23 protein-coding genes are annotated in these 25,969 nt (G+C 62.9%); 12 read left to right on the forward strand and 11 right to left on the reverse strand.

From position 1 onward, the window contains the following. Nucleotides 1-175: 175 nt before the first annotated feature. Nucleotides 176-979: a BON domain-containing protein gene (locus BUQ73_RS25745; RefSeq protein ID WP_079230201.1), complete on the reverse strand. Its 804-nt coding sequence runs from the start codon at nt 977-979 to the stop codon at nt 176-178. Between the two features lie 228 nt (nt 980-1,207). On the opposite strand from BUQ73_RS25745, the gene algB reads away from it, so the two are divergent. Both algB and BUQ73_RS25755 read left to right on the forward strand, forming a co-directional pair. After that, nucleotides 1,208-2,554 carry a sigma-54-dependent response regulator transcription factor AlgB gene (gene algB / locus BUQ73_RS25750; protein ID WP_079230202.1) on the forward strand — a complete coding sequence of 449 codons (1,347 nt, stop codon included), beginning with the start codon at nt 1,208-1,210 and terminating at the stop codon, nt 2,552-2,554. Between the two features lie 8 nt (nt 2,555-2,562). Then, nucleotides 2,563-4,329 (forward strand): KinB sensor domain-containing domain, encoded by a 1,767-nt coding sequence (locus BUQ73_RS25755; protein ID WP_079230203.1) that lies wholly within the window; start codon nt 2,563-2,565, stop codon nt 4,327-4,329. Between the two features lie 12 nt (nt 4,330-4,341). Here the strand turns inward: BUQ73_RS25755 and BUQ73_RS25760 are convergent, their stop codons facing one another. The 7 genes from BUQ73_RS25760 to BUQ73_RS25790 all read right to left on the reverse strand — a co-directional run bounded on the left by BUQ73_RS25760 (nt 4,342) and on the right by BUQ73_RS25790 (nt 11,556). Next, nucleotides 4,342-5,961 (reverse strand): EAL domain-containing protein, encoded by a 1,620-nt coding sequence (locus BUQ73_RS25760; protein WP_027917195.1) that lies wholly within the window; start codon nt 5,959-5,961, stop codon nt 4,342-4,344. Between the two features lie 82 nt (nt 5,962-6,043). Continuing rightward, nucleotides 6,044-6,820, reverse strand: a complete 777-nt coding sequence (locus BUQ73_RS25765) for an N-acetylmuramoyl-L-alanine amidase (protein ID WP_152031612.1) — start codon at nt 6,818-6,820, stop codon at nt 6,044-6,046. A gap of 65 nt (nt 6,821-6,885) precedes the next feature. Then, complete coding sequence (locus tag BUQ73_RS25770; RefSeq protein ID WP_079230204.1) at nt 6,886-8,850, reverse strand: GGDEF domain-containing protein; 1,965 nt, start codon at nt 8,848-8,850, stop codon at nt 6,886-6,888. 98 nt (nt 8,851-8,948) lie between these two features. Beyond that, on the reverse strand, nt 8,949-9,803 hold the full coding sequence (locus BUQ73_RS25775; protein WP_079230205.1) for an endonuclease/exonuclease/phosphatase family protein: 855 nt from the start codon (nt 9,801-9,803) through the stop codon (nt 8,949-8,951). A 12-nt stretch (nt 9,804-9,815) separates the two neighbouring features. Beyond that, nucleotides 9,816-10,451, reverse strand: a complete 636-nt coding sequence (gene dsbA, locus BUQ73_RS25780; protein ID WP_079230206.1) for a thiol:disulfide interchange protein DsbA — start codon at nt 10,449-10,451, stop codon at nt 9,816-9,818. Nucleotides 10,452-10,604: 153 nt separating this feature from the next. Then, a complete protein-coding gene (locus BUQ73_RS25785; RefSeq protein ID WP_079230207.1) occupies nt 10,605-11,222 on the reverse strand; it encodes a c-type cytochrome in 618 nt (205 codons plus the stop codon). Nucleotides 11,223-11,253: 31 nt separating this feature from the next. Further along, nucleotides 11,254-11,556, reverse strand: coding sequence for a c-type cytochrome (locus BUQ73_RS25790; protein WP_027917189.1), 303 nt, complete (start codon nt 11,554-11,556; stop codon nt 11,254-11,256). A gap of 193 nt (nt 11,557-11,749) precedes the next feature. Between BUQ73_RS25790 and yihA the strand changes: the two genes are divergently transcribed. Continuing rightward, nucleotides 11,750-12,382 (forward strand): ribosome biogenesis GTP-binding protein YihA/YsxC, encoded by a 633-nt coding sequence (gene yihA, locus BUQ73_RS25795; protein WP_027917188.1) that lies wholly within the window; start codon nt 11,750-11,752, stop codon nt 12,380-12,382. 451 nt (nt 12,383-12,833) lie between these two features. On the opposite strand, the gene polA is transcribed toward yihA, so the two are convergent. Further along, nucleotides 12,834-15,581 carry a DNA polymerase I gene (gene polA, locus BUQ73_RS25800; protein ID WP_079230208.1) on the reverse strand — a complete coding sequence of 916 codons (2,748 nt, stop codon included), beginning with the start codon at nt 15,579-15,581 and terminating at the stop codon, nt 12,834-12,836. A gap of 74 nt (nt 15,582-15,655) precedes the next feature. Between polA and BUQ73_RS25805 the strand changes: the two genes are divergently transcribed. Together BUQ73_RS25805 and BUQ73_RS25810 are read left to right on the forward strand one after the other, a co-directional pair. Further along, entirely contained in the window at nt 15,656-15,943 is a 288-nt protein-coding gene (locus tag BUQ73_RS25805) for a DUF2782 domain-containing protein (protein WP_027917186.1), read from the forward strand. A gap of 71 nt (nt 15,944-16,014) precedes the next feature. Further along, the gene (locus BUQ73_RS25810; RefSeq protein WP_079230209.1) at nt 16,015-16,965 is read left to right on the forward strand and encodes a homoserine kinase; all 951 of its coding nucleotides are present in this window, start codon (nt 16,015-16,017) and stop codon (nt 16,963-16,965) included. Between the two features lie 152 nt (nt 16,966-17,117). Here the strand turns inward: BUQ73_RS25810 and BUQ73_RS25815 are convergent, their stop codons facing one another. Further along, on the reverse strand, nt 17,118-18,074 hold the full coding sequence (locus BUQ73_RS25815) for a zinc ABC transporter substrate-binding protein (protein ID WP_079230210.1): 957 nt from the start codon (nt 18,072-18,074) through the stop codon (nt 17,118-17,120). An 18-nt stretch (nt 18,075-18,092) separates the two neighbouring features. Between BUQ73_RS25815 and zur the strand changes: the two genes are divergently transcribed. The 4 genes from zur (at nt 18,093) to BUQ73_RS25835 (ending at nt 20,958) form a co-directional block, all read left to right on the forward strand. After that, entirely contained in the window at nt 18,093-18,578 is a 486-nt protein-coding gene (zur, locus tag BUQ73_RS25820) for a zinc uptake transcriptional repressor Zur (RefSeq protein ID WP_079230211.1), read from the forward strand. Further along, entirely contained in the window at nt 18,575-19,348 is a 774-nt protein-coding gene (gene znuC / locus BUQ73_RS25825; protein ID WP_079230212.1) for a zinc ABC transporter ATP-binding protein ZnuC, read from the forward strand. The genes zur and znuC overlap by 4 nt, the downstream gene beginning before the upstream one ends. After that, nucleotides 19,341-20,123, forward strand: a complete 783-nt coding sequence (gene znuB, locus BUQ73_RS25830) for a zinc ABC transporter permease subunit ZnuB (RefSeq protein ID WP_027917181.1) — start codon at nt 19,341-19,343, stop codon at nt 20,121-20,123. The genes znuC and znuB overlap by 8 nt, the downstream gene beginning before the upstream one ends. Before the next feature lie 127 nt (nt 20,124-20,250). After that, complete coding sequence (locus BUQ73_RS25835; RefSeq protein ID WP_027917180.1) at nt 20,251-20,958, forward strand: PA5502 family lipoprotein; 708 nt, start codon at nt 20,251-20,253, stop codon at nt 20,956-20,958. 124 nt (nt 20,959-21,082) lie between these two features. Here BUQ73_RS25835 and katE read toward each other — a convergent pair whose 3' ends face one another. Then, nucleotides 21,083-23,212: a catalase HPII gene (gene katE / locus BUQ73_RS25840; RefSeq protein WP_079230213.1), complete on the reverse strand. Its 2,130-nt coding sequence runs from the start codon at nt 23,210-23,212 to the stop codon at nt 21,083-21,085. 226 nt (nt 23,213-23,438) lie between these two features. On the opposite strand from katE, the gene BUQ73_RS25845 reads away from it, so the two are divergent. The 3 genes from BUQ73_RS25845 to BUQ73_RS25855 all read left to right on the forward strand — a co-directional run bounded on the left by BUQ73_RS25845 (nt 23,439) and on the right by BUQ73_RS25855 (nt 25,952). Further along, nucleotides 23,439-24,446, forward strand: coding sequence for a methionine ABC transporter ATP-binding protein (locus BUQ73_RS25845; protein WP_079230214.1), 1,008 nt, complete (start codon nt 23,439-23,441; stop codon nt 24,444-24,446). Next, nucleotides 24,446-25,117 carry a methionine ABC transporter permease gene (locus BUQ73_RS25850; RefSeq protein WP_079230215.1) on the forward strand — a complete coding sequence of 224 codons (672 nt, stop codon included), beginning with the start codon at nt 24,446-24,448 and terminating at the stop codon, nt 25,115-25,117. The genes BUQ73_RS25845 and BUQ73_RS25850 overlap by 1 nt, the downstream gene beginning before the upstream one ends. A gap of 64 nt (nt 25,118-25,181) precedes the next feature. Further along, nucleotides 25,182-25,952: a MetQ/NlpA family ABC transporter substrate-binding protein gene (locus BUQ73_RS25855; RefSeq protein WP_079230216.1), complete on the forward strand. Its 771-nt coding sequence runs from the start codon at nt 25,182-25,184 to the stop codon at nt 25,950-25,952. Nucleotides 25,953-25,969 lie beyond the last annotated feature (17 nt).

The following is a 25,969-nucleotide window of genomic DNA, read 5'->3' on the forward strand; positions in this document are numbered from 1 at the left end:
CGGCTTCTCCTGCTGTAATTTTTCTATTCAAACCTGAACAGGTAATTGCAGCCTGCATGCCAGCCTTTAAATTTAAATAAAATCCTTATAAATCAATAAGTTAAATTAACAATGGTTGGCGATTGAGCGCGTATCCTGCACGATGCCCTCGCTGGCGTCGTGCGAATTGCACGATTCAGCCCTCAACCTTGGTCGCCACTTTCAGCAGATCGGCGTCTACACCCCGCACTCCAATGATCTCCCGGGCGATATCCACGGCGATGGTCTTCTGTTCGCTGCTGACAACCTCACCAGTAAGCCGAACCATGCCTTGTTCGCTCGCCACCTTGATATTCAGGCCGTCCAGATTGCGGCTGAAGCGGTAGCTGGTCTGAATCTTGTCGACCACCCAGCTGTCGCTCGGCTGCGGTCCACTGGTGACGCCTGACGGGTTTTCCCTCGCTTTGGCCATGGCGGCAGAATCCAGGCTGACCAGATTGTTGACCAGGTGCACGCCGTCGCTGGTGCGCGCCACCACGCCGGCCAATTCCTTGGCCTCGGCACTGTCGACCTTGCCGCGCAACGTCACCACGCCTTCACTGCTTTGCACCTCTATCGGCGCTTTTTCCGTGGTCTTGCTCCACAGCAACCGGGCGCGGATCACGGCAGCCAAGGTCGCATCTTCCAGCCGCTGGGCATAAGCACGCAGCTCCAGCGGGCGATCGACCAGCTCGGCGTTGACCCGCAACTGGTTATCGACCTGCTCGATACCTCGTGTGGCCAGTGCTACATGCTCGGCCAGCTTGCGTTCGACGTCGTTCTCGACTTCACCGGAAAGGCGAGCCTGCGGGCCATCGACCTCAACCTTGATGCGAAACGGGTTGAGCATCCGGTTGAGGGCCAGCGCCGTTTGCAGCGAGCCCTCCAGGCGAGCGTCCTGAACAGGGTCGGCAGACGCAGGTGTGCAAATGGACAGCAGGGCGGCCGCCAACACGGCCATACGGATGGTAGGGGACACGGGTGTACCTCCTTTTAGTTGGCAAAAGCTGAAAATCCTCGCAACCAATGTGCCAGCGTGTTGCTCTAAGCAAAGCAGCGAGATATCCAGCGTCACAGCACGAATTGGCCATTGGCTAGCATGCAAAGGACCGAATCCTTCACAATTGACCGTGCAACTTGCCCGATTTTCCCCACACTAATTAAAGAACTATCCGAAGGAGCGCAGGAAATGGAATCAGCCCAGGACAACCAAGGCCGCATTCTGCTGGTGGATGACGAGTCCGCGATCCTGCGCACCTTCCGCTACTGCCTGGAAGACGAAGGCTATAGCGTGGCCACGGCCAACAGCGCCGCGCAGGCTGACGCCTTGCTGCAGCGCCAGGTGTTCGACCTGTGCTTCCTCGACCTGCGCCTGGGCGAGGACAACGGCCTCGACGTACTGGCGCAAATGCGCATTCAGGCACCGTGGATGCGGGTGGTGATCGTCACCGCGCATTCGGCGATCGACACCGCAGTCGATGCCATCCAGGCCGGCGCCGCCGATTATCTGGTCAAACCCTGCAGCCCTGACCAGTTGCGCCTGGCTACTGCCAAGCAACTTGAGGTGCGCCAGCTCTCGGCGCGCCTTGAAGCCCTCGAAGGCGAAGTGCGCAAGCCCAAGGACGGCCTCGACTCGCACAGCCCGGCGATGATGGCCGTGCTGGAAACTGCCCGCCAGGTGGCCACTACCGATGCCAACATCCTCATCCTCGGCGAGTCGGGTACCGGCAAGGGCGAACTGGCCCGCGCCATCCATGGCTGGAGCAAACGGGCGCGCAAGGCCTGTGTGACCATCAACTGCCCGTCGCTGAATGCCGAGCTGATGGAGAGTGAACTGTTCGGCCATACCCGCGGGGCTTTTACCGGTGCCAGTGAAAGCACGCTGGGGCGCGTCAACCAGGCGGACGGCGGCACACTGTTTCTCGATGAAATCGGCGATTTTCCCCTGACGTTGCAGCCCAAGCTGCTGCGTTTCATTCAAGACAAGGAATACGAGCGGGTCGGCGACCCGGTCACCCGCCGCGCCGACGTGCGCATTCTCGCGGCGACCAACCTCAACCTGGACGACATGGTGCGCGAGAACCGCTTCCGCGAAGACCTGTTGTACCGCCTCAATGTCATTACCCTGCATCTGCCGCCGCTGCGCGAGCGCAGCGAGGACATCCTGACGTTGGCCGACCGCTTCCTGGCCCGCTTCGTCAAGGAATACTCCCGCCCGGCCCGTGGTTTCAGCGACGAGGCGCGCAGCGCGCTGCTCAACTATCGCTGGCCGGGCAACATCCGCGAATTGCGTAACGTGATCGAGCGCGCCAGCATCATCTGCCCGCAGGAACGCGTCGAGATCACCCACCTGGGCATGGGCGAGCAACCCACCAGCAATGCACCCCGGGTTGGCGCGGCCATGAGCCTGGATGAACTGGAACGCGCGCACATCGGCGCGGTGCTTGCCGCCAGCGATACTCTCGACCAGGCCGCCAAGACCCTCGGTATCGACGCGTCCACGCTCTACCGCAAGCGCAAGCAGTACAACCTGTGAGGCTGCCGATGAAGCTGCGCACGCGGCTCTTCCTCAGCATCTCGGCCTTGGTGACCGTGGCCCTGCTGGGCCTGTTACTGGGGTTGGTAAGCGTGCTGCAGATGGCCACGGTGCAGCAGCAGTCGGTGCGCGAAACCACCCATGCGCTGGAAGTGGGCTTGAAGCTGCGGCAAAACCTTGGCGAGCAACTGACACTGCTGCTGGACGCAGACACTGCCCCGGATAACCTGCGCGCGCTGCAGGACAACTTCCAGGCGCTGCTCAATCAGGGCCTGGCACAAGGCGGCGAGCGCACAGGTTTCAGCAAGGCCAGCAGCAACTACCAGGCTTTCCTGCAGGCTTACCGCGACAGCCCGGCGCCGGCCCGCAGCATGGGTGTGGAACAACCACTGGGCGCGGCTTTCAACCAGGTGCGCACCGACCTGATCGACTCGCACAAGCAGGCCCTCGATCAAATTACCCGCAGCGAAGAGCACACCCGTGACCGTGCCTTGCTGGTCAGCGGCGTGCTGGGCCTGATGGGGCTGGTGGTGCTGGTGCTCGGTTTCGTTACCGCCCACAATATCGCCCGCCGCTTCGGCCAGCCGATCGAAGCCCTGGCCAAGGCAGCCGACCAACTCGGCCAAGGGGACTTTGAAATCACCTTGCCGGTCACCCAGGCCATCGAACTCAACCAGCTGACCCGCCGCTTCGGGTTGATGGCTGATGCCCTGCGCAAGCACCAGGCAACCAATGTCGATGAACTCTTGGCCGGTCAGCAGCGCCTGCAGGCCGTACTCGACAGCATCGACGATGGCTTGCTGATCATCGATCGCCAAGGGCACCTCGAGCACCTCAATCCGGTCGCCCAACGGCAGCTCGGCTGGAACAACAGCCGCGTCGGCAGTGGCCTGGCCGAAGCCCTGCAGCGCCCGGAACTGGAGCAGCAACTGCGCCAGGTACTGCGTGGCGGCAGCCTGGATCGGCCACCGGATGACCTGAGCATCGAGGTCGATGAGGAATCCCGCCTGCTGACTTATAGCCTGACCCCGGTCAGCCATCCGCAAGGGCCGATTCTGGGCGCGGTGATGGTGCTGCACGATGTCACCGAGCAACGCGCCTTCGAGCGCGTTCGCAGCGAGTTCGTGCTTCGTGCCTCGCATGAGTTGCGCACCCCGGTGACCGGTATGCACATGGCATTCGGCCTGTTGCGCGAGCGGCTGAAATTCCCGCCCGAGGCTCGCGAAAGCGATCTGCTGGAAACCATCGGCGAGGAAATGCAGCGCCTGACCCAGCTGATCAACGACCTACTCAATTTCTCGCGCTACCAGAGCGGCTTGCAGAAGCTCGAACTTGCCCCGTGCGCCATCGACGAATTGCTGGACAGGGCTCAGCTGCGCTTTGGCGAACAGGCCGCAAACAAGCAGATCGAACTGATCAAGGCACTGGAACCGCCGCTGCCACGCATCCAGGCCGACATAGCTCAACTCGACCGGGTACTGGACAACCTGCTGCACAACGCCATTCGCCATACCGCCAATGGCGGTCGCATCCGTCTGCATGCACGGCGGCACGCGGAGCGGGTGATCATCAGTGTCGAGGACAATGGTGAGGGCATCGCCTATGGCCAGCAGGGGCGGATCTTCGAACCGTTCGTGCAGGTTGGGCGCAAGAAAGGCGGCGCTGGGTTGGGGCTGGCTCTGTGCAAGGAGATCGTGCAGTTGCATGGCGGGCGCATGGGCGTGTTTTCTCGCCCGGGGCAGGGCACACAGTTCTATATGGCCTTGCCGGTCTGACGCCGTCTGCGCTCAGGGCTCATCATCGATCCGCGCCCGCCGTGGCTGCCGGCCGCGGGTCACCAGTTCGGCGAACTGCCGGGCATTGAGCGGATGGGCGAATAACCAGCCCTGCCCATAGTTCACCCCCTCGCTGTTGAGCAGCACTGCCTGCGCCTCGCACTCGATGCCTTCGGCAATCACCCGCAGATGCAGGTCATGGGCCATGCGAATGATGTGCGGTGCCACACCGCTGCTGGCAGCGTCGTGCCCCAGGGCATCGATGAACGCCTTGTCGATCTTCAGGCAGTCCACTGGCAAGGTCTGCAGGTAGGCCAGGCTGCAATAGCCCGTACCAAAATCGTCGATCAGCACCTGGTGCCCGACCGCACGCAGGGCTTGCAGGTTATCCCGCGCCACCACCACATCGATCAAACCGCGTTCGGTGACTTCGAAGGCAATCTGGCTGGCCGCGACGCGGTGCAGCGCCAGTAGCCGCGCCGCCACCCGGCCAATGCGCGGAACCATCACATCACAAGCGGCCAGGTTCACCGATATATAAAGGTTGCGATGCGAGCGCAGCAGCTGGCCCAACTGCTCCAGCACGCGTTGCAGGACAAAATCGGTGATCTGCCGGATCTGACCGGTGTTTTCTGCCAAGGGGATGAACAAGTCCGGGCTGGTCAGCGAACCATCCGGGCGCCGCCAACGCACCAGGGCCTCGGCACCGACACAGCGGCGGCTGTCGAGCTCGATGATCGGCTGGTACAGCACCTGCAGCTCGCCCCGGCGCAACGCATTCTGCAGCTCGGAACTCATCGAACGCCGCTGCAGAATCAGCTGCAACACCAGCCAGCCGATGCAGCAAGCCGCCAGCACACTGCCCGGGAACAGCAACCAGAGCATGCCGTTCATGCGCAACGGCAGGCTCGCCCGCGGGGCGATCAGCACCAGTTGGTAGTCCGGCGACTTGGTCGGCATGCGATAGACCAGCCTGTCGCGCAGCTCGAACAATGACTTCTGGCTGGGAGGCGGCCAGCCGCTGGTCGGCGGCCAGGCCTGGGGCGGGCCAAGCACCGGAATAGCGCGGGTGCCGTTATCCAGCACCACCAGCAAGCTGCCGCCCGGTGGGAGGTCGACCACATCGGTCAGGTGCCCGCGTGAGGTGGAAACCAGGAAATTACCCCGGGCGAGCATCAAGGCGGCGAGGTTTTCGTTGGGTTCAGTGGTGGTATTGAGCCAGTAGCTGTAGGTCGGGCCCTGGATATCCGGCGCTCGGGTTGGCACGAAGGCCCTTGCTCCACCCCGGTTTGAGCAGGCGACATTGGCATCTACATAAGCCGCTTCATAGATGAAGCGCGACCCCAGGCCAACCTGCTGCAACACTGAAATCATCGCCGGGCTGCAGCCGCGCAGCGATTGCGCCTGCAGTTCGTCCACGCCCTCGCGCAGCTGGCCGAACACCTGCTCCAGGCGGTCGAGAAAGCGCTCGCCCTGGGCGTTCATCTGCGCGCTCTCGCTTTCCTTCATCTGCTGCAGCGCGATACCGATGCTGGCGGTCAGCAATACTGCGGCGCTGGCCAATGCTGCCAAGGAGGCCAGCATCCAGGGGCGGTAAAAAAATTGGCGCAACGCAGAAATCAGGGCAGACATGGGCAGCATCCAGTTGATTAACAAGGTATAGCAACTGGAATGAGAATCGGCTTTGCCGTTTGGCGCCCGAATGCAATTCGCCCTAGCGCATGCGGTTGAGCACCGACAGCATCGCCGCAGTCTGCGCGTCCGGTATGCCGTCAAAACGCTGCGGACGGAAGTGCATCTGGAAGGCTGCGATGACGTGCCGCGTGGCTACATCGAGCTGCCCGGTCTGCTGGATGGCATAGCCAAAGCGCGCGAGCTCCTGCTGATACCAGCCGATGGTCGGTGGATTGACGTTGAAGTAAGCCTGCTGGCGGGCGACGGCAGTGGGCTCGGGCCAGACACCCAGGCCTGCATCCGCCAGACGTTTCCAGGGGAACAGCGGGCCTGGGTCGAGCTTGCGCGAGGGGGCAATGTCGCTGTGACCGATGATGTGCCGCGGCTCGATGTTGTTGCGCTTGACGATGTCCTTGAGCAACGCGATCAACGACTGGATCTGTGCCTCACTATAGGGGTACCAGACACGGCCATTGGCGGTTTCGTCGAACCCCGGGTTGACGATTTCGATGCCGATGGAGCTGGAATTAAGCCAGGTGCGCCCCTGCCACTGACTGTCACCGGCATGCCAGGCGCGACGGTTCTCATCGACCAGCTGGTAGACCGTGCCCGGGCCGTCACCGATCAGGTAATGGGCGCTGACCTCGCCATGGGTCAGCAATGCCAGCGAACGCTCCAGCGAGGCGTTGGTGTAATGCAGGACGACGAACTGGATACGGTTGTCCTGGTTGGCGGAAGGGTGGCTGCGGTCGATGCGCAGGCCGGTAGAGCAACCGGCCAGCAGCATCAGCAGCAATGCAGAAAATAGCGCTTTCATGTAGGAAGCCAAGGTAATCAGGCAGTAACGCAATAGCATAACGTATGCGCGCGCAAGCCACTCGCTCAGCTTTGTTCCACACGGTTACGGCCTTGCTCCTTGGCCCGGTACAAGGCGGCATCGGCGCGCTTTAGCACCTGATCGCCACGCTCGCCGGAACGGAAGGTACTCAAACCGATGGATGTGGTGATGACCACACGTTCGCCCTTGAAATGGAAGGGGCAGGCCTCGATCGCCGCGCGCAGCACTTCGGCAACTTGAGCAGCGGCTGCCGGCGACGTCTGCGGCAGCAGCAGCACGAACTCTTCACCGCCAAACCGGGCAATGAAATCACGTGCGCGCAGGCGTTTGCGCAGCTGGTCGGCAACGATTTTCAGTACCTTGTCGCCGGCCAGGTGGCCGTAACTGTCGTTGATGCGCTTGAAGTGATCCAGGTCGAGAATTGCCATGGCCAGATGGCCACCGTGCTCCTGCCAGTCGATCATTTCCTGCTCGACCCGCTCGGTCCAGGCCGCACGGTTGGGCAACCCGGTCAATGGATCGATCAGCGCCTTCTGCCGCTGTTCTTCCAGGTGCTCGCGATAGCCCAGCGCTTCCTGTTCCATGCTGGCCACCCGCTCGGCCAGGCCCTGCAGGCGGCCGGCAAGCTCCTGCTCGCGGCGATCACGCTCGTGCTGGTGCTCGTCCATGGTGCCAAGCAGCCCTTCCAGGCGGTTCTCCAGAATGTGCTTGAGGCTGTCCACATCGGCTGCACCCTGCACACTGCTTTGCAGGCCATCCACCTGTTCGCGCAGCTGGCTGTCCAGCTCGCGCGCAGCGGAGCTGTTGTCGGCATGGCCGGCGCTGGCTTCGTGCAGGTGGCTCTGGAAGCTTTCGAGGCGTTCGTTGAGCTGCTGCAAGTAAGTCTCGAATTCGTGCTGCCCGCTGTCGGTGATCGCCAGCATGAGCACGGCCAGGTCATCGAGGACCGGGATCAGTTCATACCAGTTCAGCCCGCGTGCCACCCGCTCGCGCATCTCCAGGGCCTGAGCCTTGTGGCGTTCAGGCAGGCTGAGGTCGTCCAGCAGGCCGATCAGGGTCTGCTCGATGTGTGCAGCGACCTGGCTGTAGGGCGGTTCTACCGCATCGGGAAGGGAATAGGGGCCGTCCTCACCGAACACTTCTTCAAGTGTCGCCGGGGCCTCGGCCGCCGGCTGCTCAGGCGGCTCCTGCACTTCGGCAGGCTCGTCTGGCTCGGACTCAGGCTCAGGCTCAGGCTGTAGCACGGCATTCGGTTTATCTTCTTGTTCAACCGTATGGTGCTCTGCCAGCACCTCTGGCTCGGCTGCATCAGCGGCCACTTCTGGCACCGGGGCAGCCACCGCCGCCGGTAGAGGTTGCAGCTCGTCCGCATCACGCGGCGGCAAGTCCACCAGCACAGGCCCATCTGGCTGCGGTTGGGCTGCGGCAGGGGCGATTTCCGGCTGAGCTTGTGCAGCTACAGCGTCTTCTACCTGCGGTTGGTTATCGCGGTTACCGAACAGGCGCTGCAGCAACCCCGGCCGGGCCTCGTCCTCCGCCTTGCTGAGGGAAGAAAGGGCGCGGCCTTGCAGGCCACTGAGTTCACCCAGCAAGGGTGGCAGTTCACGTGACTGAGCAACACCACCATCGAGCTTCTTCGCCAGTTTTTTCAGAGGCCGGGCAACGTCACCAGGCAACGGCAACGCTTGCAGCTGGGTAACCAGCGCATTCAGGGCATCACTGACCTGATTCATGCGGGTTTCCCGGCGCTGCTCGGAGTCCAGCACCGCCTTTTCCAGGCGCGGAATCAGGCCGGCAAGGCCGGCGTCCATGTTGTCGCTGCGGATGACCTCGCGCATTTCCTTCATGCACTGGTCGACGACCTTGTCGCTGCCTTCAGCCGCCAGGGTGCTGCGCACCAGGCCACGGCGCAGCAAGTCGAGCCGAGCGTCCCAGCGACGCTCGAGCTTTTCCTGCTGTTCGATGCTTTTAAGGTATTTTTCTTTCCAGCGCTCGGCTTCTTCGGTCATGCCTGGATCCGCGACGGGTAATGCATCTGTGGGCTGTGTAATTACACGCTGTCGGCGCGCCCCGCGAACACTTGAGGGCTTGCCGCGCTTTAGCTGATCTAGCTCAAGACCGGCAGCGTATCCACAGTCAGTGCATCAGGCAATCGGATCTCTACCGCAACGGGAAGATGGTCGGAAATCGGCTGTGCCAGCACCTCGACCCGTTCCAGGGTCAGGCTCGGGCTGAGCAGGATGTGATCCAGGCAACGCTGCGGGCGCCAGCTGGGGAAGGTGGCTTCAACCTGGGGGGCGATCAGGCCCAGGTCGCGCAGGGGCGAGTGTTCAAGCAGGTCGGTGGCGTGGGTATTCATGTCCCCCATGAGCACCTGATGGCGGTAGCCGCCAATCAGCTCACGGATGTAGCCCAGTTGCAGGGCACGCGTCTTGGCCCCCAGGGCCAGGTGCATCATGACCACGATCAGCGCATCCTCACCCTCACCGAAACGCACCAGGATCGCGCCACGGCCGGCTGGGCCAGGCAGCGGGTGGTCTTCGAGGAGTTGTGGCTTCAGGCGGCTGAGCACGCCATTGCTGTGCTGGGCGAAACGCCCGAGGTTGCGATTGAGCTGCTGGTACCAGTAGGGGAAAGAGCCCAGCTGGGCGAGGTGCTCTACCTGATTGACGTAGCCTGAGCGCAAGCTGCCGCCATCGGCCTCCTGCAGGGCCACCAGGTCGAAATCATTGAGCAGCTGGCCGATTTTCTGCAGGTTGCCGGCCCGCCCGGTGTGCGGCAACAGGTGCTGCCAGCTACGGGTCAGGTAATGCCGGTAGCGCTCGGTACTGATGCCCACCTGGATGTTGAAGCTGAGCAGCCGCAGACGACCATCCTCAGGCAGGCCAGGGGCCTGCAGGTGATGCTCGTTGACCTGCGGCTGGTGCAGGCCAATGCCGCGCGTGCTTCTGAAGCGGGGCATGGGATACGCCGCTTACTTAGCGGCGCGCTCCTTGGCGATCAGTTGGTCGGCGACGTCGAGCACGCCATCCGGGCCGCCGGCGGTGCCCAGGTCGAAGCGGTACTTGCCGTTGACCACCATGCTCGGTACGCCGGTAATTTCGTACTTCTTCGCCAGTTCCTTGGCCTGGTTGACCTGGCCCTTGATGGCGAACGAGTTGAAGGTGGCGAGGAACTTGTCCTTGTCGACGCCTTGGGTGGCGAGGAATTCGGCCATTTCTTCAGGCTTGGTCAGGCGCTTGTGCTGGTTCTGGATGGCATCGAAGACCGCGGCATGAACCTTGTGCTCGACGCCCATGGCTTCGAGGGTCAGGAACATCTGGCCGTGAGCGTCCCATGGGCCGCCGAACATGGCCGGTACGCGCTTGAAGTTGACGTCCTTGGGCAGCTTGTCGACCCACGGGTTGATGGTCGGCTCGAAGTGGTAGCAGTGGGGGCAGCCGTACCAGAACAGCTCGACCACTTCGATCTTGCCTGGCTGGGACACCGGAACAGGGTTGCTCAGCTCGATGTATTCCTTGCCGGCGGTGGCAGGCTCCGCAGCCTGGACGGCAGTCATACCGAAGACGCTGGCAGCGACCAGCGCGGCGCTGAGAATCAGTTTACGCATGCTTTACTCCTGAGCATTCATTGGTCGCCTCGACGCGACCTGTGCTGAGACCGGTGGCGAAGGGCCCGAGTTCTGTAGTGTAACGGCTGCGGACAGAAAAAAGGGCGGTCCGCGCCGCCCTTTCATCTTTAGCGTTACAGCATTAACCGAATGTTAATGCAGGCCCTGGATGTAGCTGGCCAGGGCTTCGATCTCGTGGTTGCTCAGCTTGCCGGCGATGGTGCGCATGGTCATCGCATCGCCGTCGTTGGTGCGGTTGCCCTCACGGAAGTCGGTGAGTTGTTTGGTCACGTACTGCGAATGCTGGCCGCCCAGGTGCGGGAAGCCGGCGAGGGCGATACCTGCACCGTTGGGCGAGTGGCAGCCGGTACAGGCGGGCATGCCTTTTTCCAGGTTGCCGCCATTGAACAGCGCACGGCCGCGCTCGACCAGCTTGGGATCGGCGGCTCCGACGCTGCCCTTCTGGCTGGAGAACCAGGCAGCGATGTCGGCCAGGTCCTGGTCGCTGAAGTTGGCCAGCATGCCGGTCATTTCCAGCACGGTACGCTTGCCCGACTTGATGTCGTGCAGTTGTTTTTCCAGATAGCGCTGGCCCTGGCCGGCCAGTTTCGGGAAGTTCGGCGCCAGGCTGTTGCCGTCCGGGTTGTGGCAGGCACCACAGACGGCTGTCTTGGCCTGGCCAGCGGCGGCATCGCCTTTGATGGGTTCTGCAGCAGTGGCCGCACCTGCGACACCCAGGGTCAACAGCAGACTCACGACTAGTTTGTTCATCAGCTAATCCAACACGGCTAAGGGTGAAATGTTATGTATCGGGACTGCCGCTCATCCAAAGGATGACCAAACGGTAGTCCTCGGCACTGCAGTCCATGCACAATCCACGCGGCGGCATAGCCTTGAAACCCTGGGTAACATGCACCACCAGTTGCTCCATGCCTTGCGCCAGCCTTGGCTCCCAAGCTGCCGGGTCACCCTTCTTGGGTGCCTGTGGCAACTGCCCGGCGTGACAGGCCGCACACGTGCGGTTGTACAACGCCTCGGGATCCTGTGTAGCCTGTGCGCTGAAAAACGGCAGGAACATACCGACAGCTAGCAGCCATTTCGCCATGCGAAACGACCTGACAGGGTTGGGGGACGCGCTGCGTTCTGATGCGCGAGCTATTGTTCGACACCCCATGCACATTCCCCTTCGCTGGGAGAATGAGCACACAAAAACTGGGGCATTATATACTTCCGCCATCCAAACGGAAACGACACCGCTTGCCGGCCTAGGCTTTGGCAACACCCACATCGGATATCCCATGCAAGTCAAGAACCCCATCCTCGGCCTCTGCCAGAAAGCCAAATTCGCCCTCAGCGCTGCCAAGGTCGAACAATGCCCGGACGACCAGGGTTACGAGGTGGCTTTCGCCGGCCGTTCCAACGCCGGCAAATCCAGCGCCCTCAATACCCTGACTCATGCCAGCCTGGCGCGTACCTCGAAAACTCCAGGGCGCACCCAGCTGTTGAATTTCTTCAGTCTGGACGATGAACGGCGTTTGGTCGACCTGCCGGGCTACGGATATGCAAAAGTCCCGATTCCGCTCAAGCAGCATTGGCAGAAGCACCTGGAGGCGTACCTCGGCAGCCGCGAGTGCCTGCGCGGGGTGATCCTGATGATGGATACCCGCCACCCGATGACCGATTTCGACAAGATGATGCTCGACTGGGCCAAGGCCAGCGGCATGCCGATGCACATCCTGCTGACCAAGGCTGACAAGCTGACCCACGGCGCCGGCAAGAACACCCTGCTCAAGGTGCAGTCGGAAATCCGCAAGGGCTGGGGCGATGGCGTGACCATCCAGCTGTTCTCGGCGCCCAAACGCCTGGGCCTGGAAGAAGCCTACCGGGTGCTGGCGGACTGGATGGAGCTGGAAGACAAGCCAGCTGTCTGATGGCCTCAACAGCGCCGTTCTTGTGGGAGCGGCCTTATGTCGCGAAAGGGCTGCGCAGCAGCCCCGGCAATTCTTGCTATGAAGCTGGCACTCTGGGGCCGCTGCGCCCCTTTCGCGACACAAGGCCGCTCCTACAGAAGGGGCCATAGAGCCTGCAAGGCAAATTCCGGGCAAAAAAAACCCCGGACTTCGTATGGGGAGGGGGAAGTTCGGGGTTCAAGTCTGGACCGCTAGGGCGGGGTCCAGGTATCTGCCAACACTTAACACAACATAGGAGCATCGAAAGGCTTCACCAGCCATTCAGTTACTCTGAGTTCCGCTTCACCGGTTTAGTTCCGGAGCCCTCAAAACTATTTGCGATAGTTTCATGAAACTCCCGACCTAATGGCATCGAGCCATGCCAGGATCCGCGTCACTACGCCGCAGATCCTACACACCTTTCCCGGCTCAATCAGTGAGCTTCGTCCCAATTCGAACCAACACCTGCTTCGACCACCAGCGGAACATCCAGCTGCGCGGCGTTGCTCATGTGCGTGCGAATTTCATCTTTCACCTGGTCCACCAGGTCCTCACGCACTTCCAGCACCAGTTCGTCGTGTACTTGCAGGATCACGCGCGCGTCCAGGCCGCTTTCGTTCAGCCAGTTGTCGACGTTGACCATGGCGCGCTTGATGATATCTGCGGCAGTGCCTTGCATCGGCGCATTGATCGCGGTGCGCTCGGCGCCCTTACGCAGGGCCGGGTTCTTGGCGTTGATGTCCGGCAGGTACAGCCGGCGGCCGAACAAGGTTTCGACGAAGCCTTGCTCCGCGGCCTGGGCGCGGGTGCGCTCCATGTAGGCCAGTACGCCCGGGTAGCGGGCGAAGTAGCGGTCGATGTAGTCCTGCGACTGTTTGCGGTCGACGCCAATCTGCTTGGCCAGGCCGAACGCACTCATGCCGTAGATCAGGCCGAAGTTGATCGCCTTGGCGCTGCGACGCTGGTCGGTGGTGACCTCTTCCAGCGCCACGCCGAACACTTCCGCAGCAGTGGCTCGGTGCACGTCCAGATCATTGCGGAAGGCGTGCAGCAGCCCTTCGTCCTTGGCCAGGTGGGCCATGATGCGCAGTTCGATCTGCGAATAGTCCGCCGCCAGCAGCTTGTAGCCGGGGCTGGCAACGAAGGCCTGGCGAATGCGCCGGCCCTCGGCGGTGCGGATCGGAATGTTCTGCAGGTTCGGGTCGCTCGACGACAGGCGACCGGTGGCAGCCACGGCTTGTTGGTAGGAAGTGTGGATACGCCCGGTACGCGGGTTGATCTGCCCGGGCAGCTTGTCGGTGTAGGTACTCTTGAGCTTGCTGAGGCTGCGGTACTGCATCAGCACCTCGGGCAGCGGGTAACCTTGCTCGGCGAGTTCGTCGAGCACTGCCTCGGCGGTGGATGGCTGGCCCTTGGCAGTCTTGCTCAGTACCGGCATGCCCAGTTTGTCATACAGAATCGCCCCCAACTGCTTGGGTGAGCCGAGGTTGAACTCCTCGCCGGCCAGCGCGTAGGCGCGCTGCTCCAGCTCGGCCATCTTCACGCCCAGCTCGCCGCTTTGCACTTGCAGCAACGCTGCATCGACCAACGCGCCCTGGCGCTCGATCTTGGCCAGCACCGGCACCAGCGGCATTTCGATGTCCATCAGCACCGTCTGCACACTCGGCGTCTGCGCCAGGCGCGCCTGCAGTGCGTGGTGCAGGCGCAGGGTGATGTCGGCGTCCTCGGCGGCGTAAGGGCCGGCCTTGTCCAGGTTGATCTGGTTGAACGTCAGCTGCTTGGCGCCCTTGCCAGCGATGTCCTCGAAGGCGATGGTGGCGTGGTCGAGGTATTTCAGCGCCAGGCTGTCCATGTCGTGACGGGTGGCGGTGGAATTGAGCACGTACGACTCGAGCATGGTGTCGTAAGCGACGCCACGCATCTCGATGGCCGGCGAGTTGTTGGCGAGGATGTTGATGTCGTACTTGGCGTTCTGCCCAACCTTGGCCTTGGCCGGGTCTTCCAGCAGTGGTTTCAGCGCCAGCAGCACAGCCTCACGGTCCAGCTGGGTGGGGGCGCCTTCGTAGTCGTGGGCCAGCGGCACATAGGCAGCTTCATTGGGCTCGACTGCGAATGACAGGCCAACCAGCTGCGCCTGCTGGGCGTCCAGGCTGGTGGTCTCGGTGTCGAAAGCAAACAGTGGCGCCTGGCGCAGCTTCTGCAGCCAGGCGTCGAAGCGCGCCTGGTCGAGGATGGTCTCGTACTTGGGCTCGACCTTGGCGGCCGGTTCTTCGACCGCCGTAACGGCATCGCCGGCCTTGGCCGCATCGCGCTGCACATCGGCAATCCAGCTCTTGAACTCCATCTCGGTGTACAGCGCCAGCAGCGCCTCGCGGTCAGGCTCGCCGCAGACCAACGCTTCTACTTCCACATCCAGCGGCACATCGCACTTGATGGTGGCCAGCTCATAGGACAGGAACGCAGCGTCGCGGTGCTCTTCGAGCTTGGCGGGCAGGGTCTTGGCGCCACGGATGGCCAGGCCCGGTACCTTGTCGAGGTTGGCGTACAGGTCGCTCAGGCCACCGCCGATGCCGGTCAGCAGGCCGACAGCGGTCTTTTCACCCACGCCAGGCACGCCCGGGATGTTGTCGACCTTGTCGCCCATCAGGGCGAGGAAGTCGATGATGTGCTCAGGGCCGACGCCGAATTTCTCATGCACGCCAGCGATGTCCAGCACACTGCCGGTCATGGTGTTGACCAGGGTCACGTGGCCGTCCACCAACTGCGCCATGTCCTTGTCGCCGGTCGAGATGATCACCGCGCGCCCCTGCGCCGCGCTGCTGCGCGCCAGGGTACCGATCACGTCATCGGCCTCGACGCCTTCGACACACAGCAGCGGGTAACCCAGCGCCCGCACGCTGGCGTGCAATGGCTCGACCTGCACCCGCAAGTCATCGGGCATGCTCGGGCGGTTGGCCTTGTACTCGGCGAACATGGCATCCCGGAAGGTCCCGCCCTTGGCGTCGAAGACCACGGCGAACAGGCTGTCGGGGTATTGCTTGCGCAGGCTCTTGAGCATGTTCAGCACACCCTTGACCGCGCCGGTCGGCATGCCCTTGGAAGTGGTCAGCGGCGGCAGCGCATGGAAGGCGCGGTAGAGGTAGGAGGAACCGTCCACCAGGACGAGGGGCGCTTGGCTCATGAGCAGAATCAACCTTTTCGGCGGGTCCGGAGCTAGAATAGCCGGATCAATGACGACAAAGGGACTAGGTTATCATGCGTACACTCAATCGCCTGTTACTGCTCGGCCTGTTGGCAACCATGCCGGTCGTCACCCTGGCGGCGGAAGACGCCCCCTCGGCCGATCCCGAGGTGACCATTCGCACGGAAGGCGACAAAACCATCCAGGAATACCGGCAGAACGGCTTCCTGTATGCGATCAAGATCACGCCGAAAAACGGCAAGCCGTATTTCCTGGTCCGCGCCGATGGCACTGATGCCAATTTCATTCGTTCCGACCAACCGGACATGCTGATCCCGTCCTGGAAGATCTTCGAGTGGTAATCTGAGGCGCGCACCGTTCACATCAACCCGGCACTTCCCGGCGGAAGTGCCCGTATGGGCTTTTTTTCATCATGTCAGTCTTCACCCCCGTGACCCGGCCTGAGCTGGAAACCTTTCTGGCGCCGTACGAGCTGGGCCGTCTGCTCGACTTCCAGGGCATTGCCGCCGGTACCGAAAACAGCAACTTCTTCGTCAGCCTCGAACGGGGGGAGTTCGTCCTGACGCTGGTCGAGCGCGGCCCGGTCGAGGACATGCCGTTCTTCATCGAACTGCTCGACGTGCTGCACGGTGCCGACATGCCGGTGCCCTATGCACTGCGCGACCGTGACGGCAACGCCCTGCGCGAGCTGTGCGGCAAGCCGGCACTGCTGCAGCCACGGTTGTCGGGCAAGCACATCAAGGCGCCGAACGCTCAGCACTGCGCCCAGGTTGGCGAGCTGCTGGCGCACATTCACCTGGCCACCCGCGAGCGCATCATCGAGCGCCGCACCGACCGTGGCCTGGACTGGATGCTGGCATCGGGTGCCGAACTGCTGCCACGCCTGAGCACCGAGCAGGCGGCACTGCTGCAGCCTGCGCTGGACGAGATCACCGCGCACAAGGCGCAGATCCTGGCCTTGCCACGGGCCAACCTGCATGCCGACCTGTTCCGCGACAACGTGATGTTCGAAGGTACCCACCTGACCGGTGTCATCGACTTCTACAACGCCTGTTCCGGGCCGATGCTGTATGACATCGCCATCACCGTGAACGACTGGTGCCTGGATGAACACGGTGCGATCGATGTGCCACGGGCCCAGGCGCTGCTGGCGGCTTACGCGGCGCTGCGGCCGTTTACCGCTGCCGAAGCCGAGCGGTGGCCGGAGATGTTGCGCGTAGGCTGCGTGCGCTTCTGGCTTTCGCGCCTGATTGCCGCAGAATCGTTTGCCGGGATGGACGTGATGATCCATGACCCGAGCGAGTTCGAGGTGCGCCTGGCGCAGCGCCAGCAAGTAGCCCTGCACCTGCCGTTCGCCCTCTGAATCCAGCTTCGGCCGCTACTGTGGGAGCGGCCTTGTGTCGCGAAAGGGTCGCGCAGCGGCCCCAGGGTTTCAGCGCCTAAGCCGAAATTGCTGGGGCTGCTTTGCAGCCCTTTCGCGACACAAGGCCGCTCCCACAAGGGCCGTATCCCGCCTTAGAGCTGTTCCAGGCAACCTGCAAGGTCACCACCGAGCTTCTCGAGCAGTCGCTCGTAGCCCTTGGCATCCACCGGGTCGGTGCCACCCAGGGCATCCAGTTCGGCCAGACGCACCGGCAGCCCGGCCGTCAACGTCTCGGCCAGGCGCGGCCGCAGCGGCGGCTCGCTGAACACACAGGTCTTGCCCACTTCCTGCAGGCGCTTGCGCATCGCGGCCACATGCTGCGCGCCCGGCTGCACCTCGGAGGCCACACTGAACACGCCCGTGTGCTGCAGGCCATAGGCCGACTCGAAGTAATCGAACGCTTCATGGAATACGAAGTAGGGCTTGCCAGCGATACCGGCCACCCGCGCCTTGAGCCGCGCATCCAGAGCATCCAGGCGCTCGGTAAAGGCCTTCAGGTTGCTCTGGTAGCGCGCAGCATTGGCCGGGTCGGCCGCCGCCAGGTCAGCCGCCATCTTCGCCGCGATCACACGGGCGTTGACCGACGACAGCCACAGGTGCGCATCCAGGCTGCCCGGGCGGTGATCATGGTCGTGGTCGTCCTGGTCCGCCTCCTCATGGGAATGGCTGTCTTCGCCAAAGTGACGCAGCTTCATGCCCGCCAGCGACTGCACGGCCACCGTCGGTTTGCTGCGGCTGCCCAGCACCCGAGGCAGGAAGTTCTCCATGTCCGGGCCGATCCAGTACAGCAGGTCGGCATCGCCCACCTTGCGTACATCGGAGGGGCGCAGGGCGTAGTGATGCGGCGAAGCACCCGGCGGCAACAGCACGTCCGGGTTGCCCACCCCATCCTGCACGGCGGCTGCTATCTGCTGCAGGGGTTTGATACTGGTCAGCACACGCACGTCGGCCTGTGCCGAGCAGGCGATGAAAGCGACAAAAAGCACAAGGAATCGGGACACGATGAATACTCGACTCGTCAGAAACAGGTAACATAATAACGTCTCCATCCAGAACCGTCGCTGCCCATGTCCATCACGCCGCTGGCTCACCGTCCCCACGATCATTCCCATTGCGTGCACAGCGCCTTGTCCGAAGCCGATGCCCTGTGCACGCGCCAGGGCCTGCGCCTGACCGCACTGCGCCGGCGTGTGCTGGAGCTGGTGTGGCAGAGCCACAAGCCGCTGGGCGCCTACGACATCCTTGCCGTGCTCAGCGAGCAAGATGGCCGCCGCGCCGCGCCGCCGACCGTGTACCGCGCCCTGGACTTCCTCCTGGAAAACGGCCTGGTACACCGCATCGCCTCGCTCAACGCCTTCATCGGCTGCAGCCACCCGGAGCACGCGCACCAAGGCCAGTTCCTGATCTGCCGCGTCTGCCATGTGGCCATCGAGCTGGAGCAGGACAGCATCAGCGACGCCATCATCAACAGCGCCAATGGCGTGGGCTTCAGCGTCGAAACCCAGACGGTGGAAATCGTCGGCCTCTGCGCCAACTGCCGGAGCGCGGCATGAGCGACGCCCTGATCCGCCTCGAGCAGGTCGGCGTCAGCTTTGGCGGCGAGGCCGTGCTCGACAACATCGACCTGTCGGTAGCACCCGGCCAGATCGTTACCCTGATCGGCCCCAACGGCGCCGGCAAGACCACCCTGGTGCGCGCCGTGCTCGGGCTGCTCAAGCCGCACCGCGGCAAGGTCTGGCGCAAGCCGAAGCTGCGTATCGGCTACATGCCGCAAAAGATCCAGGTGGACGCCACGCTGCCACTTTCGGTATTGCGCTTCTTGCGTCTGGTACCCGGGGTAGACCGTGCGGCAGCCTTGTCGGCACTGCAGGAAGTTGGTGCTGAACAGGTCATCGACAGCCCGATCCAGACCATTTCCGGCGGCGAGATGCAGCGCGTGCTGCTGGCCCGGGCGCTGCTGCGCGAGCCACAGCTGCTGGTACTCGACGAGCCGGTGCAGGGCGTCGACGTAGTCGGCCAGACCGAGCTGTACAACCTGATCACACGCCTGCGCGACCGCCACGGCTGCGGCGTGCTGATGGTCTCCCACGACCTGCACCTGGTGATGAGCGCCACCGACCAGGTGGTCTGCCTGAACCGCCACGTGTGCTGCTCGGGTCACCCCGAGCAAGTCAGTAACGACCCCGCCTTTGTCGAACTGTTCGGCCAGAACGCCCCAAGCCTGGCCGTCTATCACCACCATCACGACCACAGCCACGACCTGCACGGCTCGGTCGTCGCCCCTGGCGCCCATGTTCACGGAGAGCACTGCAAGCATGGCTGATTTTCTTCTTTACGCCTTGCTTGCGGGTTTGTCCCTGGCAGTGGTCGCGGGCCCGCTCGGCTCGTTCGTGGTGTGGCGGCGCATGGCCTACTTCGGCGATACCCTGTCCCATGCCGCGCTGCTGGGCGTGGCCATGGGCTTCGTGCTGGATGTGAGCCCGGCCCTGGCGGTGACCGTGGGCTGTCTGCTGCTGGCAATCCTGCTGGTGACCTTGCAGCAACGCCAGCCATTGGCCTCCGACACCCTGCTCGGCATCCTCGCCCCCAGCACCCTGTCGCTGGGCCTGGTGGTGCTGAGCTTCATGCATGACGTGCGTATCGACCTGATGGCCTACCTGTTCGGCGACCTGCTGGCCATTAGCACTACCGACCTGGCCTGGATCCTCGGCGGTAGCGCGCTGGTCCTGCTGCTGCTCGCCGCGCTGTGGCGGCCGTTGCTGGCCATCACCGTGCACGAAGAACTGGCCATGGTCGAGGGGCTGCCCGTGGCCGGCCTGCGCATGGCGCTGATGTTGCTGATCGCCGTGGTGATCGCCGTGGCCATGAAGATCGTCGGTGTATTGCTGATCACCTCGCTGCTGATCATTCCCGCCGCCGCCGCGCAGCGTCACGCCCGCTCGCCAGAGCAGATGGCGCTGGCCGCAACGCTGATCGGCATTACCTCGGTGTGCGGTGGCCTGGCCATGTCCTGGTTCAAGGACACCCCGGCCGGGCCATCGATCGTGGTCTGCGCGGCGGTGCTATTCTTGCTGAGCCTGGCCCTGCCAAAACGTTGAAAATCAGGGTGCACACAGGTGCACCCTGCAACCTTTTCACGGGTAAAGGGTCTGTAAGACTTATTTTCGAGCGTGCGCACCTGGGTGTAGACTTGCTCGCTTTTTGCGCAAATAGAGAGTCGCAGGAATGAAGCCGTTCGCATCTCGTTATCTGCTTGTTGCCGCGTTTTCCCTGTTCCTGGCCGCGTGTTCCAGCGCGCCAGTCGAGCAGGCCGATGCACCTGCCCAAGCCGATGCCTGGCAGCAGCTGCAACAGAGTATCGCCAGCAACGAGCTGGCCACCGCCGAAGACCAGCTGGCGGCGCTGCAGGCGCAGTCGCCTGATGATGCTCGCCTGGAGCAAAACCAGCGCCAGCTGGCCGAGGCCTATCTGAAACGTAGCCAGATCGTGCTGCAGAAGGGCGACGTCAATGCTGCCGCCACCGCTCTGGCACGGGCCCGGGCGTTGATGCCACAGGCACCGGCAGTGACCGGCGGCGATGCCGTGACCCAGGCGCGCAAGGCCGAGCTGGAGAAGGCAGAAGCGGCCTTGAAGGCTGCCGAGGCCAAGCCACAGGCGCGCGTGATCGACCCGACGGCGCCGAGCACCGTGATTGCACTGAAGACCACCGACATTCGGGCGATGCGCCGCCAGCTCGACGAAATTGCCAAGGACGTGGTCAATTACCAGTGTGAGGTGGTGTTCCAGGTGCCGCGCACTCAGGATGCGCCTTGGCTCAAGAACCTGCTGGAGAAGCGCGTGCACAAGCTCGACAGCGGCTTCGAGCTGAAACAGAAGCATGAGATCCAGCGGTCGATGCCGGCGCAGGTGGTGCTGGTCCCGCATCAGCGTTGAGAATCTGGGGGCGCTACGCGCCCCTTTCCGACCGGTCCGGCGCCCCGGCAAAGCCGCTCCTACAAGGGCTTGCGATTTCCTGTAGGAGCGGCCTTGCGTCGCGAGAGGGCTGCAAAGCAGCCCCCTAGGCCGGCACAGCCTCAGCAGCAGCTTCCCGCTCCCACACCCGATGCCCTTCAACTGCTTTGACAAAGGCATCCACCACCTTCTGCTCATCCCCAAGCAGCAACCCCTTGTCCTCCTTGAGCCCAAGCTCCTTCGCCAGCTCCTTGGTCAACACCATTGCCTTCAGATGCTTGTAGCCCTCCAGCAGAAAGTGCTTCGCCAGCCCACTGGAACCCAAGGCCTTGTCCACCCCCTTGGGCACGACAATCCCGTCGAACATGATCGACGGCATCCCCTCCATCGACGCATCTACCGGCAACGCCTTGCCATCCGCCGTCTTCACCGGCGCCGAAGTCGGCCCCAGAAGCATTGGCCGTGCGCTTTCGGCTTCCAGCGCCTTGACCAGCTTGTCGACACTTGCGCCATCCACACCATCGGCGACCAACACTGCAATCTTGCGCCCCTTGATACCCACATCACCGGGGTGGTTCATCTGGCTCAACGCCTTTGACTGCGCGGGTTTGCTACCTTTCACCTGCACCGTTCCCTGCTTCGGCGCCGGCAGCCCGAGGTTAGCCGCCACCGCCGCCGCCAGTTTCAGGTCGATATTGGCGAGGATCTCGTTCACCTCACGCTGGCGGATGCTCTCACGCTCCACCTTGCCCAATTCGAAACTGTAAGCCTTGATGATGTGCTGCTGCTCGGTCGCGCTCATGCTCTGGAAGAAAAGCCGTGCCTGGGAGAAGTGGTCGCCGAACGAGTCGCTGCGCTGGCGGATCTTGTGCGCATCAATGCGCTCCTGATAACTCTCGAAGCCACCGTCCTGCGCGGCAGGCGGCGTCTCTTTGGGCCAGCCGCCATCGATGGAATTGGGCTCATACGAAGCGCGGCCCTTGTCGATGGTCATGCGGTGCATCGCATCGCGCTGGCTGCTGTGGTTCGGCGCCACTGGGCGGTTGATCGGGATCTCATGGAAGTTTGGGCCACCGAGGCGGCTGATCTGGGTATCGGTGTAGGAGAACAGCCGGCCCTGCAGCAACGGGTCGTTGCTGAAATCGATGCCAGGCACGATATGCCCCGGGCAGAACGCCACTTGCTCGGTCTCGGCAAAAAAGTTGTCGGGGTTGCGGTTGAGCACCATCTTGCCCAACAGGGTGACGGGTACCAGCTCCTCCGGGATAAGCTTGGTCGGGTCGAGCAGGTCGAAGTCGAACTTGTGTTCATCGGCCTCAGGCACGATCTGCACGCCCAGCTCCCACTCGGGGTAATCACCGGTCTCGATCGCATCCCAGAGGTCGCGGCGGTGATAGTCAGTGTCCTTGCCTGCAAGCTTTTGCGCCTCGTCCCACAGCACCGAGTGCACGCCCTGGCGCGGCTTCCAGTGGAACTTGACGAAGCTGGCCACGCCTTCGGCATTGATCATGCGGAAGGTGTGCACGCCAAAGCCCTCCATCATCCGCAGGCTGCGTGGAATGGCGCGGTCGGACATGGCCCAGATCACCATGTGCGCGGACTCCGGCACCAGCGATACGAAGTCCCAGAAGGTGTCGTGAGCGGAGCCGCCGGTAGGCATCTCGTTGTGCGGTTCGGGTTTGACCGCATGCACGAAGTCGGGGAACTTGATCGCATCCTGGATGAAAAATACCGGCATGTTGTTGCCAACCAGGTCGAAATTACCTTCATCGGTATAGAACTTGACGGCAAAGCCACGCACGTCGCGCACTGTGTCCCCTGAGCCACGCGGGCCCTGCACCGTTGAAAAGCGCACGAAGACTGGGGTGATCTTCTCCGGGTCCTGCAGGAAACCGGCTTTGGTCAGCTCGGCATGGCAGCCATAGCTCTGGAAGTAGCCATGGGCGCCGGTGCCGCGGGCGTGGACGATGCGTTCTGGAATGCGCTCGTGATCGAAGTGGGTGATCTTCTCGCGCATGATGAAGTCTTCGAGCAGCGATGGCCCGCGTGCGCCGGCCTTGAGGCTGTTCTGGTTGTCGGCGATCTTCACACCCTGGTTGGTGCGCAATGCCTGCCCGGTTGCGTCGCTGCGAAATGCCTCCAGGCGCTGCAGCTTGGCGTTGGTGTTGGCCCGGTCAGGGGTCTGGGTGCCGGCGGCCTCGCTGTGCTTGGGCGCGTCCGTCTTCTTGCTGGGCATGGTCGGCTCTCCTCATCAGTCTTCAGGCGTGCCCGTGTCGGGCTTGTTTAAGTAGTGACTGGAGGGCTTTGTCGAGCGTTCAATCAGAATTACCGGTTGTCGCGATATGCCCGAAGGATTGGTGCATTACGAAATAAATGCTAAGAACAGCTATGGGAAAAGGCTAAAATGCGCGACCCCAGCTAACCGCTGACCCAAATTTCATGCGCCCCACAAGGTTCGCTACGTGATCGAGTTCCAACAGGTACATAAGACCTACCGCGTTGCCGGTAGGGAAATCCCCGCACTGAATCCGACCAGCCTGACCATCGAAAATGGCCAGGTGTTCGGCCTGATCGGCCATTCCGGCGCCGGCAAGAGCACCATGCTGCGCCTGATCAACCGCCTCGAAGAACCTTCCGGCGGCACGATCATCGTCGACGGCGAAGATGTCACCGCGTTCAACGCCAGCCAGTTGCGCGGCTTCCGTCAGCAGGTCGGGATGATCTTCCAGCACTTCAACCTGCTGGCTTCCAAGACGGTCGCCGACAACGTCGCCCTGCCGTTGACCCTGGCAGGCGAGCTGTCGCGCAGCGAGATCGACAAGCGCGTCACCGAGCTGCTGGCCCGCGTCGGCCTGCAGGACCACGCGAAGAAATACCCGGCCCAGCTTTCCGGCGGGCAGAAGCAGCGCGTCGGCATCGCCCGGGCGCTGTCCACCAACCCGAAGATCCTGCTGTGCGACGAAGCCACCAGTGCCCTCGACCCGCAGACCACCGCTTCGGTGCTGCAGCTGCTGGCCGAGATCAACCGTGAGCTGAAGCTGACCATCGTGCTGATCACCCACGAAATGGACGTGATCCGCCGGGTCTGCGACCGCGTGGCGGTGATGGATGCCGGCCAGATCGTCGAGCAAGGCTCGGTGGCCGACGTGTTCCTGCACCCGCAGCATCCGACCACCAAGCGCTTCGTCCAGGAAGACGAGCAGGTCGACGAAGGCGAGCAGCGCGACGACTTTGCCCACGTGCCAGGCCGTATCGTGCGCCTGACCTTCCAGGGTGACGCCACCTACGCCCCATTGCTGGGCACCGTGGCCCGCGAAACCGGAGTGGACTACAGCATCCTCGCCGGGCGGATCGACCGCATCAAGGATGTCCCCTATGGCCAGCTCACCCTCGCCCTGATCGGCGGTGACATGGAAGCGGCGTTCGCCCGCTTCAAGGCAGCTGACGTACATATGGAGGTACTGCGTTGATGGACGCCCTGAATTTCTTCGCCAACGTCGACTGGACCGAAATCTGGCTGGCCACCGTCGATACCATGATCATGCTGTTCGGCTCGCTGTTCTTCACCGTGCTGCTCGGCCTGCCGCTGGGCGTGTTGCTGTTCCTCTGCGGGCCGAAGCAGATGTTCGAGCAAAAGGGCGTGTATGCGCTGCTGTCGCTGGTGGTCAACATCCTGCGCTCGCTGCCGTTCATCATCCTGCTGATCGTGATGATCCCGTTCACCGTGCTGATCACCGGCACTTCGCTGGGTGTCGCCGGCGCCATCCCGCCGCTGGTGGTGGGGGCCACGCCGTTCTTCGCGCGTCTGGTGGAAACCGCCCTGCGTGAGGTGGACCGCGGCATCATCGAAGCCACCCAGTCAATGGGCGCCACCACCCGCCAGATCATCACCAGTGCGCTGCTGCCTGAGGCCCGCCCGGGCATCTTCGCGGCGATTACCGTCACCGCCATCACCTTGGTGTCGTACACCGCCATGGCCGGTGTGGTCGGCGCTGGCGGCCTGGGCGACCTGGCCATCCGCTTCGGTTACCAGCGCTTCCAGACCGACGTGATGGTGGTCACCGTGGTGCTGCTGCTGGTTCTGGTTCAAGTCCTGCAGAGCGTGGGCGACAAACTGGTCGTGCATTTTTCCCGTAAGTAACCCCAATGGGGTCGGCCCGGCCGACCCGTTCGGGGGCCGTCGCGGCCCTCACAAGGAGTGATTCATGAAGAAGCTGCTTGCTGTCGCTGCCGCCGTTGCGGCCTTCTCGGCCCACGCCGGTGATCTTTCCGTCGCGGCCACCCCGGTGCCGCACGCCGAGATCCTCAACTTCGTTAAACCGCAACTGGCGAAAGAGGGCGTCAACCTCAAGGTGAAGGAGTTCACCGACTACATCCAGCCGAACGTGCAAGTCGCCGAAAAGCGCCTGGACGCCAACTTCTTCCAGCACCAGCCGTACCTGGATGAGTTCAACAAGGCCAAGGGCACCAACCTGGTCAGCGTTGCCGGCGTGCACATCGAGCCGCTGGGCGTGTATTCGACCAAGATCAAGAAGCTCGACGAGCTGTCCTCCGGCGCCACCGTGGTCATCCCCAACGACGCCACCAACGGCGGCCGCGCTCTGCTGCTGCTGGACAAGGCCGGCGTGATCAAGCTCAAGGACAACACCAACATCCTGTCGACCGTGAAGGACGTTGCCGAGAACCCGAAAAGCGTGAAATTCCGTGAACTGGAAGCGGCCACCATCCCGCGCGTGCTGACCCAGGTCGATATCGCCCTGATCAACACCAACTACGCGCTGGAAGCCAAGCTGAACCCTGAGAAGGACGCGCTGGCCATCGAAGGGAAAGACTCGCCGTACGTGAACATCCTGGTTGCCCGCCCGGACAACAAGGACTCGGATGACATGAAGAAGCTGGCAGCAGCGCTGCACTCGCCTGAGGTGAAGCAGTTCATCAATGAGAAGTACAAAGGCGCTGTGGTTCCGGCATTCTGATCCGAAATCCCCGGGGC

The organism is Pseudomonas putida, from assembly GCF_002025705.1.
Classification (GTDB): domain Bacteria; phylum Pseudomonadota; class Gammaproteobacteria; order Pseudomonadales; family Pseudomonadaceae; genus Aquipseudomonas; species Aquipseudomonas putida_J.

What these genes read in the sequence shown, in the direction of transcription:
- BUQ73_RS25770 (WP_079230204.1), bottom strand. Translation starts at nt 8,850, where the DNA reads ATGACCGAAGAAGCCGAGCGCTGGAAAGAAAAATACCTTAAAAGCATC.
- BUQ73_RS25835 (WP_027917180.1), top strand. Translation starts at nt 20,251, where the DNA reads ATGAAGCCGTTCGCATCTCGTTATCTGCTTGTTGCCGCGTTTTCCCTG.
- BUQ73_RS25815 (WP_079230210.1), bottom strand. Translation starts at nt 18,074, where the DNA reads ATGGAGACGTTATTATGTTACCTGTTTCTGACGAGTCGAGTATTCATC.
- dsbA (WP_079230206.1), bottom strand. Translation starts at nt 10,451, where the DNA reads ATGCGTAAACTGATTCTCAGCGCCGCGCTGGTCGCTGCCAGCGTCTTC.
- znuB (WP_027917181.1), top strand. Translation starts at nt 19,341, where the DNA reads ATGGCTGATTTTCTTCTTTACGCCTTGCTTGCGGGTTTGTCCCTGGCA.
- katE (WP_079230213.1), bottom strand. Translation starts at nt 23,212, where the DNA reads ATGCCCAGCAAGAAGACGGACGCGCCCAAGCACAGCGAGGCCGCCGGC.
- BUQ73_RS25790 (WP_027917189.1), bottom strand. Translation starts at nt 11,556, where the DNA reads ATGGCGAAATGGCTGCTAGCTGTCGGTATGTTCCTGCCGTTTTTCAGC.
- yihA (WP_027917188.1), top strand. Translation starts at nt 11,750, where the DNA reads ATGCAAGTCAAGAACCCCATCCTCGGCCTCTGCCAGAAAGCCAAATTC.
- algB (WP_079230202.1), top strand. Translation starts at nt 1,208, where the DNA reads ATGGAATCAGCCCAGGACAACCAAGGCCGCATTCTGCTGGTGGATGAC.
- znuC (WP_079230212.1), top strand. Translation starts at nt 18,575, where the DNA reads ATGAGCGACGCCCTGATCCGCCTCGAGCAGGTCGGCGTCAGCTTTGGC.
- BUQ73_RS25785 (WP_079230207.1), bottom strand. Translation starts at nt 11,222, where the DNA reads ATGAACAAACTAGTCGTGAGTCTGCTGTTGACCCTGGGTGTCGCAGGT.
- BUQ73_RS25855 (WP_079230216.1), top strand. Translation starts at nt 25,182, where the DNA reads ATGAAGAAGCTGCTTGCTGTCGCTGCCGCCGTTGCGGCCTTCTCGGCC.
- BUQ73_RS25765 (WP_152031612.1), bottom strand. Translation starts at nt 6,820, where the DNA reads ATGAAAGCGCTATTTTCTGCATTGCTGCTGATGCTGCTGGCCGGTTGC.
- BUQ73_RS25755 (WP_079230203.1), top strand. Translation starts at nt 2,563, where the DNA reads ATGAAGCTGCGCACGCGGCTCTTCCTCAGCATCTCGGCCTTGGTGACC.
- BUQ73_RS25850 (WP_079230215.1), top strand. Translation starts at nt 24,446, where the DNA reads ATGGACGCCCTGAATTTCTTCGCCAACGTCGACTGGACCGAAATCTGG.
- BUQ73_RS25805 (WP_027917186.1), top strand. Translation starts at nt 15,656, where the DNA reads ATGCGTACACTCAATCGCCTGTTACTGCTCGGCCTGTTGGCAACCATG.
- BUQ73_RS25810 (WP_079230209.1), top strand. Translation starts at nt 16,015, where the DNA reads ATGTCAGTCTTCACCCCCGTGACCCGGCCTGAGCTGGAAACCTTTCTG.
- BUQ73_RS25745 (WP_079230201.1), bottom strand. Translation starts at nt 979, where the DNA reads ATGGCCGTGTTGGCGGCCGCCCTGCTGTCCATTTGCACACCTGCGTCT.
- zur (WP_079230211.1), top strand. Translation starts at nt 18,093, where the DNA reads ATGTCCATCACGCCGCTGGCTCACCGTCCCCACGATCATTCCCATTGC.
- polA (WP_079230208.1), bottom strand. Translation starts at nt 15,581, where the DNA reads ATGAGCCAAGCGCCCCTCGTCCTGGTGGACGGTTCCTCCTACCTCTAC.
- BUQ73_RS25775 (WP_079230205.1), bottom strand. Translation starts at nt 9,803, where the DNA reads ATGCCCCGCTTCAGAAGCACGCGCGGCATTGGCCTGCACCAGCCGCAG.
- BUQ73_RS25760 (WP_027917195.1), bottom strand. Translation starts at nt 5,961, where the DNA reads ATGTCTGCCCTGATTTCTGCGTTGCGCCAATTTTTTTACCGCCCCTGG.